10 protein-coding genes are annotated in these 13,351 nt (G+C 74.5%); 3 read left to right on the forward strand and 7 right to left on the reverse strand.

Features of this window, described 5'->3' with window-relative positions:
• Positions 1–411: 411 nt before the first annotated feature.
• The 4 genes from ABZ719_RS15795 to ABZ719_RS15810 form a co-directional block, all read right to left on the reverse strand.
• Positions 412–1,380: an LLM class flavin-dependent oxidoreductase gene (locus ABZ719_RS15795; RefSeq protein ID WP_366725768.1), complete on the reverse strand. Its 969-nt coding sequence runs from the start codon at positions 1,378–1,380 to the stop codon at positions 412–414.
• 178 nt (positions 1,381–1,558) lie between these two features.
• Positions 1,559–2,320, reverse strand: coding sequence for an amino acid ABC transporter ATP-binding protein (locus tag ABZ719_RS15800; protein ID WP_366725737.1), 762 nt, complete (start codon positions 2,318–2,320; stop codon positions 1,559–1,561).
• 153 nt (positions 2,321–2,473) lie between these two features.
• Positions 2,474–4,372, reverse strand: a complete 1,899-nt coding sequence (locus ABZ719_RS15805; RefSeq protein ID WP_366725738.1) for an FAD/NAD(P)-binding protein — start codon at positions 4,370–4,372, stop codon at positions 2,474–2,476.
• Positions 4,369–5,235 carry an amino acid ABC transporter permease gene (locus tag ABZ719_RS15810; protein ID WP_366725739.1) on the reverse strand — a complete coding sequence of 289 codons (867 nt, stop codon included), beginning with the start codon at positions 5,233–5,235 and terminating at the stop codon, positions 4,369–4,371. Before ABZ719_RS15810 ends, ABZ719_RS15805 begins: the two co-directional genes overlap by 4 nt.
• Positions 5,236–5,778: 543 nt before the next feature.
• Here ABZ719_RS15810 and ABZ719_RS15815 point away from each other — a divergent pair.
• Positions 5,779–6,738 carry an ABC transporter substrate-binding protein gene (locus ABZ719_RS15815; RefSeq protein ID WP_366725740.1) on the forward strand — a complete coding sequence of 320 codons (960 nt, stop codon included), beginning with the start codon at positions 5,779–5,781 and terminating at the stop codon, positions 6,736–6,738.
• Between the two features lie 40 nt (positions 6,739–6,778).
• On the opposite strand, the gene ABZ719_RS15820 is transcribed toward ABZ719_RS15815, so the two are convergent.
• Entirely contained in the window at positions 6,779–8,059 is a 1,281-nt protein-coding gene (locus ABZ719_RS15820) for a DUF5685 family protein (RefSeq protein ID WP_366725741.1), read from the reverse strand.
• Between the two features lie 288 nt (positions 8,060–8,347).
• Between ABZ719_RS15820 and ABZ719_RS15825 the strand changes: the two genes are divergently transcribed.
• Positions 8,348–8,785 (forward strand): cell division protein SepF, encoded by a 438-nt coding sequence (locus ABZ719_RS15825; RefSeq protein WP_037860600.1) that lies wholly within the window; start codon positions 8,348–8,350, stop codon positions 8,783–8,785.
• A gap of 61 nt (positions 8,786–8,846) precedes the next feature.
• Here ABZ719_RS15825 and ABZ719_RS15830 read toward each other — a convergent pair whose 3' ends face one another.
• Positions 8,847–10,046, reverse strand: a complete 1,200-nt coding sequence (locus tag ABZ719_RS15830; RefSeq protein ID WP_366725742.1) for an acyl-CoA dehydrogenase family protein — start codon at positions 10,044–10,046, stop codon at positions 8,847–8,849.
• Positions 10,047–10,130: 84 nt separating this feature from the next.
• Positions 10,131–11,729 carry an MFS transporter gene (locus ABZ719_RS15835; protein ID WP_366725743.1) on the reverse strand — a complete coding sequence of 533 codons (1,599 nt, stop codon included), beginning with the start codon at positions 11,727–11,729 and terminating at the stop codon, positions 10,131–10,133.
• A 274-nt stretch (positions 11,730–12,003) separates the two neighbouring features.
• Here ABZ719_RS15835 and ABZ719_RS15840 point away from each other — a divergent pair, with 274 nt between their 5' ends.
• A complete protein-coding gene (locus ABZ719_RS15840; RefSeq protein WP_366725744.1) occupies positions 12,004–13,227 on the forward strand; it encodes a hypothetical protein in 1,224 nt (407 codons plus the stop codon).
• Positions 13,228–13,351: the final 124 nt, after the last annotated feature.

Raw genomic sequence — 13,351 nt, forward strand, 5'->3', positions numbered from 1 at the left:
GCGCCCTGGAGCGGATACGGGAGAACGAAGCCGGCGCCGGCGTCCTGGCGTACGGACGCGGGGGCACGGAGCGCCGGAGGAGGTGAGGGGCGGCGGGAGCCCCCGGCCCGGGCGACGGGGCGGCGGCCGGACCCTGGTCACCTGCACCCTCGCCCCGGGCCCGCCCACACCGCCCGCGGATCCGGCCGACCCGCCGACGGACCCCACGCCGGCCGGTGACGGCCCGGCACCCGCCCGGGACGGGCGCGACGGCCGTCGCCGGAAAGGGCCCGCGGCTCCGGCGCCCGGCCGAATCCCCCGCCCGGACGACGACCGGATGGCCCCGGGACGGACACGGCCCGCCGGCCGCCGCCGGGCCGTGGAGGGCGGGGCGCCGGCGGCCCCGCGGAGCGGAAGCCGGCGACGAGGCGGTCACGCCACACCTCCCGCCCCGGCCCGCCGGCCGGCGGGCCGTTCGGCGCCGCGACCGGCGGTCCGGCCGGTGCGGCCGCCGGCGGGCCAGGTCAGGCCCAGGTGCTCGCGCAGCGTGGTGCCCGGGTAGAAGGTGCGGAACAGTCCGCGGTGCTGAAGCAGCGTCACGGTGCCGTTGACCAGCCGCTCCAGGTCGCGGCGCGGGTCGGACGGCACGAGGTGGAAGCCGTCGACGGCGCCCTCGCGATGCCAGGAGGCGATCAGTTCGGCGAGGTCGACGGGGCCGCCCCGGTACAGCGGGCCCCGGGCGGTCCGCCGGACGCCTCCCCCGCTCCCGGATCCCCGGCCGTGCCCTGAGCGGGGGAACTCCCAGGCCCGTTCCGCCGCGTACTCGCCGTCGCCGAGGTCGACGGCGAGGTCCGCCAGGACCCGCAGGGCGGCGGGGTCGCGGCCGCACCGGGCGGCCTCCTCGTGCAGCCGGTCCCGTACGGCCGCGGCCTGCTCCGGGTGCGTCGCGCTCACCAGCACCACGTCGGCGTGGCGTGCGGCCGTGCAGCGCACGGCGTCCTCGGTGGCGGCGGCCACCCGGACGGGGTGCCCCTGCGGGGACCGGGGCGCGCCCGGCGAACCGCGGTCCGGACGGCCCCCCGGGCACGCGGCGCCGTCGTCGGCCCCGTCCGCGGCCAGGCCGGCCGGGGCCGTGATCCGCCATCCGGCCCGGCCCTGGCTGACCCGGTCGAGGGCCGCCACCGCGGCGGGGACGGCGCGCGGTCCGGTGTGCGTGCTCGGGACGGCGGGCACCAGGCCCACGCGGCGGGTGGCGGCCGCCACCCGGGACAGCACGGCGAACACGTCCGGGCCGGGGTGCGCCGGGCCGCCGTCGAGCGTCACGAAGTCCAGGCCCCCGCTCTCGGCCAGTCGCGCGGATTCCACGAAGGGCTCCGAGAACGGCTCCGGGAACGGCTCCATGAAGGGCTCCGCGAGGGGCCCCTCGCGGGACGTGGCGTCGTGCGCCGGCTGCCGGTCGAGTGCGGCGGCCAGGCAGAGCCTCGGGCCGGGCGGCGGGGCGGTCATCGCACGGACTCCTCTCCGTCACGGGCCGGGCGGGGAAAGGCCGGCGGCGGTCGCCGTCCCGGCGGGGCGCCGGTCACAGGACCTTGGAGAGGAAGGCGCGGGTCCGTTCGTGCCGCGGCCGGTCGAGCACCTCGCCCGGCGGCCCCTGCTCGACGATCCGGCCGGCGTCCATGAACACCACCATGTCGGCGACCTCCCGCGCGAAGGCGATCTCGTGGGTCACGACGATCATGGTCGTGCCCTGCCGGGCCAGGTCCTTGATGACGTCGAGGACTTCGCCGACCAGCTCCGGGTCGAGCGCCGAGGTGGGTTCGTCGAAGAGCAGCAGGCGGGGCTCCAGGGCGAGCGCGCGGGCGATGGCGACCCGCTGCTGCTGCCCGCCGGAGAGCCGGCCGGGGTATTCGCCGGCCTTGTCGGCGAGACCGACCCGTTCCAGCAGCAGCCGCGCGGACTCCACGGCCTTCGCGCGGGGCCGCTTCAGCACGGCGACGGGCGCCTCGACGAGGTTCTCCAGCACGGTCAGGTGCGGGAAGAGGCGGAAGTCCTGGAAGACGAAGCCGATCCGGGTGCGCTGTCCGCGGACTGCGCGCTCGGGCAGCTCGTGCAGGGTGTCGCCGGCCCTGCGGTAGCCGACGAGGGTGCCGTCCACGCTGATCGCGCCCCGGTCCACCTTCTCCAGGTGGTTGACGGTGCGCAGCAGCGTCGACTTGCCCGAGCCGGACGGGCCGAGGATCACGGCGACCTGGCCGGTGTTCACCTGGAGGTCGATGCCCTTGAGGACCTCCTGTGAACCGAAGCTCTTGTGGACGGACCTGATGTCGACCATGACGCTCATGGTGGGTTCCTTCGGTGCGGTGGGGCGGGAAGAGGGGAAGCGCGGGGGCCGGCCGTCGCCGGGACTCACCCCCGACGGCGTGCGGGGCGGCCGGGCTCCCCGGTGGCCTGCGGGACGGCCGGGCTCACCCGGCGGCGTGCGGGACCGCCAGGCTCACCCGGTGGCCTGCGGGAGCGGCATCGGAGCCAGGACGGAGGCCTGCGCCCGGGCCGGAACGGAGGCCGCTGCCGGAGCCGGGGCGGCAACCTCCGCCGGAGCCGGGGCGGCGACTTCCGCCGGAGCCGGGGCGGAAGCCGCCGCGGGCCCCGGTTCAGGAGCCGTCCCGCTCAGGAAACCCAGCACCGCGCGGGCGGTCGCGTCGTTCTGCCGGAACGCCGGGCCGCCGGTGCGCGGCCGGGTGAAGGCGCCGGGCGTGCGGCCGTCGGTGAACGGGCCGAGCGCGAAGCGCCGGGGGTGCGGGCGGCCGTCGCGGTCCAGGATCCTGCCGTCGGCGCGGTCGACCCGCAGCAGCCCGTCGGGGGTCTCGGCGGCTCCCTCGGCGTGCAGGGCGCGCAGCAGCCGGTCGCGGGTGCGCCGGACGGTGGGTCCGGGCAGCCGCGCCTCCACCAGCGCCCGTGCCTCGACCGTCGCGCCGGGCACGGTCGGGCTCGACGCCCGGAACACCCCGTCCTCGGCGGTGACGGTCATGTCGGCGCCGACGAACCGCAGGACGCCCGCCCGGGACAGGGCGAGCATCTGCCGCAGCCGGGGTCCGGGCGGCCCGGAGGCGAGGGAGCTGAAGAAGCCGTGCCACCAGGGTCCGGTGTCGCCGAGCCGCGCCAACTGGCCGTAGACGGACAGCAGTCCGAGGAAGAGACCGAGGTCGGCGCTGTGGGCGGGGTCGTGCCGCCGGCGCAGATCGGCCTCGATGTGTCCGCGCAGCGCCTCCTGGAGGTCCTCGGGCGTCTCGTGCCGGACGCCGTGCAGCGGGCGGTCGAGGGCGGCGAGGTCGAGCCGGTCGGCGGGGTCGGGCACGGCGGCGGCGACCAGGGCCCGGCGCCCGGCCCGGTCCGCGGCCGCGTACGCCCGCTCGAAGTCCGCCCAGGCCATGGCGGTCCGCTCGGGGTGGGCGGCGAACAGCCGGTGGTAGTGGGCGAATCCGAGTTCCTTCTCGGCCCACGGCCACAGATCGCGCCGGAAGTCGAACCCTCCGGGGCGGGCCGACAGCGCCCGGATCTCGGCCGGCCCGAGGAAGCGGGGCAGCGGCGGGCGTTCGCCGGTGAGGCCGTAGCCGATCTTCGAGTGGTACGGCACCCCGCGCCGCGATCCGACGTACAGCACGGGTTCCCGTCCCGACGGCCGGTAGGTGTCCTGCTCGTGGCGGCCGCCGCGGCCCTCGGTGAGCAGCACCATCAGGTCGACGAAGGCGAGTCCGAAGCCGCGGACGATGACCGGGGCGCCCGCGGGGAGTGCGGACAGGTCGCTGTCGGCGGTGAAGTCCGGTGGCAGGTGGACCAGACCGTGGTCGCGGGCGTAGGCGGCCAGGCGGGTCTGTTCGTCGTCGGGTTCGGCGTCCAGGTGGCCGAGGGCGAGCACCACCAGGTCGGCGGACAGGGGCCGCGGGCGGCCCTCCAGCCACACCTGCTGGCGGCCCCCGCGCGGCCCGCCGACCCGGAGCGCGCGCCGCCGGTGGTGGTGGACGGTGACGCCCGGCGGCAGCGCGGCCACCGCCTCGTCGTACACCCAGCGCAGGTAGGAGCCCTGGACGCGGCGCTCGGCGAAGGTGCGGCCGGGCAGGGCCGCCCACTGGTGCAGGGTGGGGCCGGGTCGCACCGGCCCCGCCATGTCGACCGTCTCGTCGGTGAACATGGTGACGTCCTCGGCGTGCGAGTTCATCCACAGCAGCGGTGACTGCGCGGCGCGCCAGACGCGTCCGGCGCCGGGCGGGTACGGGTCGACCACGTGGATGTCGAGGCCCTGGCCGGCGTACAGGCCGGGTGCGTTGGCGGCGAGGCGTTCGAGCAGGCCGGTCGCCCGCGGTCCGGCGCCGACGATGACGAGCGAGGACCTCATCGGGTGCGCTCCGTGCCGCGCGCGTAGTGCTTCTCCACGTAGTGCTGGCCGATGCTCAGCACCGAGGTGACGGCGGTGTACCAGAGGGTGGCGACCATCAGCAGCGGGATGACCTGGTAGGTCTGGTGGTAGACGAGCTGGGCCGAGTACAGCAGGTCCTGGACGGCGATGACGCTGACGATGGAGGTGCCCTTGAGGGTGCCGATCAGCATGTTCCCGGCGGGCGGCACGATGGAGCGCATCGCCTGCGGGAGGACGATCCGCCGCAGGCGCCGCCACTGGCTCAGGCCGAGCGCCTGGGCGGCCTCGCTCTGGCCGCGGTCGACGGAGAGGATGCCGCCGCGGACCACCTCGGCGGCGTAGGCGGCCTCGTGCAGGGTGAGGCCGACGACGGCGACGGTGACCGGCCCGAGCAGGTCGACCGTCCTGACGCCGAGGACGTGCGGGTACAGCGCCCCGATGTTGAACCACAGCAGCAGCTGCACGAGGATCGGGATCGACCGGAACAGCCAGACGTAGCCCCGGCTGACCGCGCGCAGCACCGGGTTGCCGGAGAGCCGCAGGACGGCGAGCAGGGTGCCGAGGGCGAAGCCGAGCGCCATGACGACGGCGGTCAGCCACAGGGTGAGCCAGAGTCCGCGCAGGACCGAGTCGGAGGTGAAGTAGTCGGCGACGACGTCCCATTGGAACGCCTTGTTGCGCACGACGGAGGTCAGGGCGAGTCCGAGCAGGGCGAGGACGACGGCGGCGGCCGTCCACTGACCGGGCCGGCGGCGCGGCACGACGCGCAGGGCGTCGGCCGGTTCGGGTGTGCCGGGGCTGCCGGGTTCGGCGGGTGCGGTGGCGAGGGTGCCGGAAGACATGCGAAGACTCCGTGACGTAGGTCGAACACGGGTGGTGCCTTCACACGGGAGCGCCGGGGGCGCTGGCGGCCGAGCCCCTCAGCAGGGCCGTTCCCCCGAGAGTACGGGCGGTTTTCCCCTCGCTGTCAAGCACGTCCAGCATATGAGCCGGTCGTCTCAAGGTGGTTGACGGGAAACCGGATGCCTGTTCCACTTGGCCCATGCATCCGCAGCAGTGGCTGGTCACGCGCTCCCACATCGACTTCGGTCGAGTGTGGTCCTGTTCTTGTTGAGCTGAGCCGACCCCCTGCGCGCCCTCACGCTTCCGGGCGCTCACGGCGTTCTTCCGTTCCCCCTTTCAGGTACTTCGCGCCCGTCGCGCCTTTCGCACCCGTAGCGCCTTTCGCTGCCGGTCGCGCCTTCCCCGTCCGTCGTGCCTTCCCGTCCGTCGCACCCCATCGCATCGTTCGCGTCCTCGCGTCCTCGCGTCCTGGTCATCGCCTTCACACGCGCCCCTCCCCTCGCGCCGCCTGACACCCCTTTCCTTCCAGGAGACCGCACCCCATGCGCACGTCCCCGCACACCCGTAAACGGCATCTCATCCCCTTCGCCCTGATCAGTTCGGCGGCGCTGCTGCTCTCCGCGTGCGGCTCCGGTGCCGGCGGCACCGGTTCCGGCGGGTCCGTCGCGGGCGCCGCCAGGGCCGCCGCAAAGATCCCGACCGCGGACGTCGTCTCCGGGGTCCGCGAGGACCCGGCCGCCGCCCGCCTGCTGCCGCCGGGCGTGCGGAGCCTGACGGTCGCCTACGCCGTCGGCGGCGCCCCGCCGGGCACCTCCTACCTCGGTGACGGCAAGACCCTCGCCGGTCAGGACGTCGACTTCGCCCAGGCCGTCGCCAAGGTGCTGGGCATCGGACTGAAGACGCGGCAGGCCTCGTTCGAGGCGATCCTGCCCGCCCTGGACAGCGGCAAGTACGACCTCGGCGCGGGCAACTTCGGGGTGACCGACGAGCGCCGCCGGACCATCGACTTCGTCACCTACATCAACGACGGCCAGGGCTTCGCCGCCCGCGAGGACAGCAAGCTGGGCAAGGTCACCGACCTCACCCAGCTGTGCGGTCTGAACATCGCGACCGGCGCCGGAACCACCTTCGAGGCGACGCTGGAGCAGAACGCGCACCGCTGCGCGGACGCGGGCGAGAAGCCGTACAAGGTGCAGACCTACAGCGAGTCCGGCGCGCTGTGGTCCTCGCTCCAGCAGGGCCGCAGCGATGTGGTGATGTCCACGATCAACGGTCTGAGGTACGCGGTCGCCCAGCAGCCGGGCCTGAAGTTCCTCGACGAGTTCCACCGCCTCGACGTCGGCTTCGCCTTCAAGAAGGGCACGAAGCTGGCGCCGGCCTTCCGGGCCGCGGTGAACCGGCTGATCTCCGACGGGACGTACGCGAAGATCCTGGCCAAGTGGGGCACGACGGCGTCGGCGATCCGCACCTCGCGGATCTCACCGCCGGAACTGAGGTCCTGACGCGCCGGCAGCGGCCGTGCCGCGGGCCGGTGTCTGCTTCCTAGCAGTCGCAGCCGCAGTCGCAGCCGTCGCAACTGCAGCAGTTCCCGCAGCAGTCACAGCAGTCGCCGCAGCCGCTGCAATCGGGGCAGTCGCAGTCGCAGTTGCTGCACCAGCCTTCGCGCCGCTTCCGTGACCACGGGCCCTCGAACTCGTCGGCGCAGCAGGCCTTGCAGGTGCAGCACAGGCCGACGGCGACCGCGCACCCGGTGAACAAGCCCCGCTTGCCGGGGCGCGGCGGCTCACCGCCGAAGGGGTTGCCGCCGCCGTGGTGCGGGTGGCCGGGGTCGTGCGGGGCCCGCGGGTGCTGCGGGGCGTACGGCCCCTGCGGCGGCCCGAAGGCGCCGTGCGGCGCGGCGGACCGGGCGCTCCGTCCGGGGTGCGCGGAATCCGGTGCGTGTCCGCAGGTCGCGGAGCCGAAGGCACGGTCCACCGACCGCGGCAGTTCGTGGACGAGCAGCAGGTGCGCGAGCCGTCCGTCCGTGAACTCGGCTTCCTTCAGGGCGAGCCGGATGCCGTGCACCGCGTCGTCCGCGAGCCGGCGGGCCTCGGTGAGCGGCGTGCCGGTCGCGGTCAGCGGGTTCCAGGCGCCCGACGCGGCGTCGGCGTCGCGGTCCTCGACGGCGTCCAGGAGGTGCGCGAGCCGCCCGAACAGGCGCCCCGCCTCGGCGAGGGGTCCGGCGTTGCCCGGCCGTCCGGCGAGGACCGCGGTGTGCGCGAAGGCCGCGGCGGTCGCGGTCTCGGTCGGTTCGGTGACGGTCAGGACCGGCGTGCCGGGCCCGGCCAGCGCCTCGATGCCGGCCTGCCGGTCCACCGCGTCGACGAGGACGGCCGTGTCGAAACCGACGTCGGCCCCGGTGCGGGCGCCCGCACGCCCCCAGCTGTCGGCGACCTTGCGCGCGGCGAGCGCCACCGGCCTGCGGGCCAGCAGCCCGTCGCCGTCGGTGACGTGGTCGCGCACCTTGGCCGAGGCGAGGACCAGCGAGACGGCCGCGGCGAGCCGTGCGCCCTCGCCCTGGGCGACGGAGGCGGTGCGCATCCCGCGCAGCGGGCAGGGTCCGGCCGTGCGCCGCCCCGTCCCCGCCCTGCCGCCCCTGCGGCCGTGTTCGGCCTGAGCCTCCGTCAGAACCGATATGAGCAGCCCGTCGTAGTTCGTCACGACCCGGGCGAACTGACCGTGGTCGCCGCGCAGGGCCAGACAGAGCCCGCACAAGTGGGCCGTCCACTGGGCTTTGAGATGTTCACCGAGCCGGTGGCTGCAGGGTCTGACGATTCCGAACACGACGATCCCCCGTGGTGTCTGCGACGTTGAGCTGCCGCATCGTACCGACGGGCCCGTTCACCCGTACGCACCACCGCTCACCCGAGTGCCGTCGACCATCATATTTCACTTCCGGTCAGCATCGGTGTACGGCATGACCCTTGGGGCACAAGGCCCTCGACGGATCCGCTGTGCACCAGTACCGTCACAAACCCCCCGTGCGGCGTCTATCCACTTGGCGCGCTGTCAGCATCATGGATGACCATAGGGATGCGAGAAGCAGAAAGACCGCTGTGAGAGGAGGCGTCCATGGGATCGGTACGCAAGGCGAGTGCGTGGCTCGGCCTCGTCGACGACAACGAAGACGAGCGCTATTACGACGACGACTATTCCGAGGGGACCGAGTCCGGCGACGCCTGGGTCACCGACCCCCGGGTGAAGGTCGCCGCGGACACGGCCGAGGACAAGGGGCGTCGGATCGGCACGGTGACACCGGACAGCTTCCGGGACGCCCGCGCCATCGGCGAGCTGTTCCGTGAGGGCGTGCCCGTCATCGTCAACCTCACCGCGATGGAGGCGGCCGACGCCAAGCGCGTGGTCGACTTCGCGGCCGGGCTCGTCTTCGGCCTGCGCGGCTCGATCGACCGGGTGTCCACGCGGGTGTTCCTGCTCTCCCCCGCCGACACGGAGATCGTCAGCGGCGACCCGGGCGGCCATCGCTCGGACGGGTTCTTCAACCAGAGCTGAGGCAGGGCCGTACGCCGGCCCTGCCCCCGCCCGCCCGGGCCTTGCCGCAAGGCCCGACGGCTCACCGGAAGGCGTCGATCCCGGTGAGCGCCTTGCCCAGCACGAGCTGGTGCATCTCGACGGTGCCCTCGTAGGTGAGCACCGACTCGAGGTTGGTCGCGTGCCGCATCACGGGGTATTCGAGGGAGATCCCGTTGGCGCCGAGGATCGTGCGCGCCGTGCGGCAGATCCCGATCGCCTCCCGTACGTTGTTGAGCTTGCCGAAGCTGACCTGCTCGGGGCGCAGGCGGCCGGCGTCCATGCGCCGCCCCAGGTGGTGGGCGAGCAGGATCCCCTTGTGCAGTTCGAGCGCCATGTCGGCGAGCTTGGCCTGGGTGAGCTGGAAGCCGCCGAGGGGCCGGCCGAACTGTTCACGCGACTTCGCGTAGTCCACGGCGCTCTGGAAACAGGAGCGGGCCGCGCCCATGGCACCCCAGACGATGCCGTAGCGGGCGTGGGACAGACAGCTGAGCGGGCCGCGCAGTCCGGTGACCTCGGGGAGCACGGCGTCCGCGGGCAGCCGTACGTCGTCCAGGACGAGTTCGCTGGTGACCGAGGCGCGCAGCGACCACTTGTGCTTGATCTCGGGGGCCGAGAAGCCGGGCGCGTCGGTGGGGACGACGAAGCCGCGGATGCCGTCGTCGGTCTGCGCCCACACGACGGCGACGGCGGCGACGGAGCCGTTGGTGATCCACATCTTGCGCCCGCTGAGCACCCAGTCCCCGCCGTCGCGCTTGGCGTGGGTGCGCATCGAGGCGGGGTCGGAACCGTGGTCGGGCTCGGTGAGCCCGAAGCAGCCGATCGCCTCGCCCGCCGCCATGCGGGGCAGCCACTGCCGTTTCTGCTCCTCGCTGCCGAAGCGGTGGATCGCGTACATGGCGAGGGAGCCCTGGACACTGACCAGGGAGCGGATGCCCGAGTCGGCGGCCTCCAGCTCCAGGCAGGCGAGCCCGTACTGGACGGCGCTGGCGCCCGCGCATCCGTAGCCCGTCAGGGACATGCCGAGCGCGCCGAGGGAGCCCAGCTCCCGGGCGAGTTCCCGGACCGCGGGCAGTTCACCGCTCTCGTACCACTCGGCGATGTGCGGCAGTACCCGGTCGGCGGCCCAGTCGCGCACGGTGGCGCGGACGGCGAGGTCCTCCGGTTCCAGCAGGTCGTCGATCCCCAGGGGGTCGACGGGGTCGAACGGGGGCAGCGACGGTTTCGGCGACGACGCCGGCATGGGCACCTCCGACTCAGCAAACTAGCAGCGCTAGTCACACGGCTCCGGCCCGACGTTACGACGCGCCGTGATCCGCGTCCAGCGTCACGCGGAGACGCGGGAGCGCTCGACCTCGCGCTGCGCGGGCAGCTCCACCGCCTCCTCGCACTGCATCACCCGGGGCAGGCGCAGCGCGGCCGCCGCGCCGAGCAGCAGCAGCCCCGCGCTCACCACCAGCGTCACGTGCAGCCCGTGCACGAAGGAGTCCCGGGCCGCCCTCCGCAGGGCCGCGCCGGCCGGCCCGCCGAGCCGGCCGGCGACCTCGTAGGCCTCGCCCAGCGAGTGCGACGCCCGCCCCGACGCTCCGGCCGGCACCCCCGGCACCCGGGCGACCCCGGGCGTGTACGCCGCGTTCATCACCGTGCCGAGCAGGGCGATGCCCATGCCCGCCCCCAGCTGGTACGAGGTCTCGCCGATGGCGGCGGCCCCGCCCGCCCGGTCCGCCGGCGCCTCGCTGAGCATCGACTCGTACGCGCCGAAGAGCGTCGTCTCCAGGCCGAGGCCGAGCAGCACGAACCCGGCCAGCAGCAGCCCGGCGTCGTCCGCGCCGCCCATCGCGGTCAGCAGCACCACCGCGGCCGCCGTCACACAGAAGCCCGCGCACACCATGCGCCGCGGCCCGAACCGGCGCAGGACGCGGGCGCCCGCCAGCCCCGCCGCCATCGCCGCGAAGGTCAGTGGCAGCAGCCGCAGCCCGGTGCCCAGCGGTGACAGTCCGAGCACGAGCTGCAGGTACTGGGCCGCGATCAGCTCCAGGCCGACCAGCGCGAGCATCGCCAGCACGATGCAGCCCACGGCCGTGCTGAAGGCGGGGCGGGCGAACATCCCGAGGTCGACCAGCGGGTGCGTGCGGCGCCGCTGCCGCCGTACGAAGGCCACCAGCAGCACCACGCCCAGCAGCAGCGGTCCCAGGGTCACCGCGCTGAGCACCGGCTCACCGCCGCCGAGCCGCTTGACGCCGAACACGGTGCCGAACAGACCGGCCGCCGCCATCAGCGCCCCGGCCACGTCCCACGGTCCCTCGCGGTCGCCCCTCGACTCGGGCAGCAGCAGCCGCCCCACCGGCAGGCTGACGAGCATCAGCGGAATGTTGACGAGGAAGACCGACCCCCACCAGAAGTGTTCGAGGAGGAAGCCGCCGAGCAGCGGTCCGACCGCGGCGCCCACCGCCGCGACCGCGCTCCAGACACCGATGGCCAGCGCGCGCTCGCGCCGGTCGGGGAAGACCTGGCGCAGGATCGACAGCGTGGCCGGCATGATCATCGCGCCGCCGACGCCGAGCAGCGCGCGGGCGAGGATCAGCGTCTGGGGATGGTGGGCGAAGGCCGCGACGGCCGAGGCGACCCCGAAGAGCGCGTAGCCGAGCAGCAGGATCCGTCTGCGGCCCACCCGGTCGCCCAGGGTGCCGAAGAGGATCAGCAGCGAGGCGCAGACGAGGGGATAGGCGTCGACGATCCAGAGCAGTTCGATGGCGCCGGGCCGCAGGTCCTCGGTGACGGCGGGCACCGCCACGTGCAGCACGGTGGCGTCGACCGCCACCAGCAGCAGGCTGACGCAGAGCACGACCAGGACGACCCAGCGGCCCGCACCGTCCCCGGCCGCCCGGCGGCGCTGCCCGAGGGCCGCCGCGGTCGTACCGGACATGCCGGACATGTACGTACCTCCCAGATGAACCCTCGCCTCGGCGGACCCGCGGAGTGGGGACGTTCCGCGACAGGGCCTGGGCCGGGAAGGAGCGGTGGTCCCCGGCCCGCGCAACGAGGTGCGAGTGACACGGCAGCCTACGCGAGTCCTCCGCCGGGGAGCGTGGCCCATCTCTCACACTCCGGACGGAACCCGTGTGGCGTACGCCACTCGCCTGTCCGGCCGGGCCGCCCGGCTGTCCGTCCGCTGCCCCGCCCGGTCGATAATCGAGCCCGTGACCGATCTTGCGACGCGCGTGGTGACGGCCCGCCGGACAGCCCTGCGCCGGGCCGCCCCGGCCCTGTGCGGGTACGCGGCCGTGCGCGCCCTGGGCCTGGTGCTCCTGGCCGGATGGAGCGCCGCGCGCGGCAAGAGCGCCTACACGCTGCTGACCGCGCGCTGGGACTCCCTCTGGTACGCCAGGGTCGCCGCCGGCGGCTACGGCTACCAGGTGCGCCTGCCGAACGGGGACGTCCACTCCGACCTGGCGTTCTTCCCGCTGCTGCCCTGGCTGGAGCGGCTGGGTGCCGCGGTGGGCCCGCTGTCGTACGCCGACGCGGGCTTCGCGGTCGCCCTGCTCGCCTCGCTCGCGGCGGCCTGGGGGATCTTCGCGGTGGCCGACCACGTGTACGGCCGCCGCGCCGGGGTCTGCGCGGTGCTGCTGTGGGCGGTGCTGCCGGTCGGGATCGTGCAGTCGATGGCGTACAGCGAGTCGCTGTTCACGGCGCTCGCCGCCTGGGCGCTGTACTGCGTGCTGACCGGCCGCTGGGCGAGCGCCGGCGCGCTGGCGCTGGCGGCCGGGCTGACCCGGCCGGTCGGGCTCGCCGTGGCCGCCGCCGTGTGGACGGCGGCCGTCGTCTCCCTCGTCCGCGAGCGGCGCGCCACGGCGGGACTCGTCCGCGACCGGCGCGCGACCGCACCCGCCGCCGCGCCCGCCCGCCCCCTGCTCCCCGCCGCCGGACCGGGCCGCCGCCTCCTCGGCATGCTGCTGGCCCCGCTCGGCGCCGCGGGCTACGTCCTGTGGGTCGGCCACCGCACCGGCGGCGGCCTCTTCGGCTACCTCGACGTCCAGGCGGGCTGGCGCAACGGCTTCGACGGCGGGTACGCGTTCGCGCGCTTCGTCGGCGACAAGCTGACCTCCTTCCCCTCGGCCCTGGCCGGAGTGGGGCTGATCATCGGGGTGGCGCTGGTGGTCTGGCTCTACGTCATTGGCGTACGCCAGGGCCAGCCGCCCGCGCTGCTGGTGTACTCGGGCGTCGTCACCGTGCTCGCCCTGTGCGCGTCGAGCTACTTCGGCTCCAAGCCGCGCCTGCTGCTGCCCGCCTTCCCCCTGCTGCTGCCGCTCGCCCTCGCGCTCGCCCGGCTCCGCCCCTCCCGGGCGGCGCTGGTGACCGGCGCCGTCGCCCTGGCCTCGGCCGTCTACGGGGCGTTCTGGCTCAACGGCTCCGGACCGCCCTGACCGGAAGGGCGACCACCAGGCCGTTCAAGATCATTCCTCATGCGCCCCCGCGCCCTCCGCCCGGAGCGTGCCGTGTACGAACGGTGAATTCCACCGGAGCGTTCCGCCAGCGTATTCATAAGCA

Origin of the sequence: Streptomyces sp. NPDC006743 (assembly GCF_040703815.1) — a bacterium.
GTDB lineage: Bacteria > Actinomycetota > Actinomycetes > Streptomycetales > Streptomycetaceae > Streptomyces.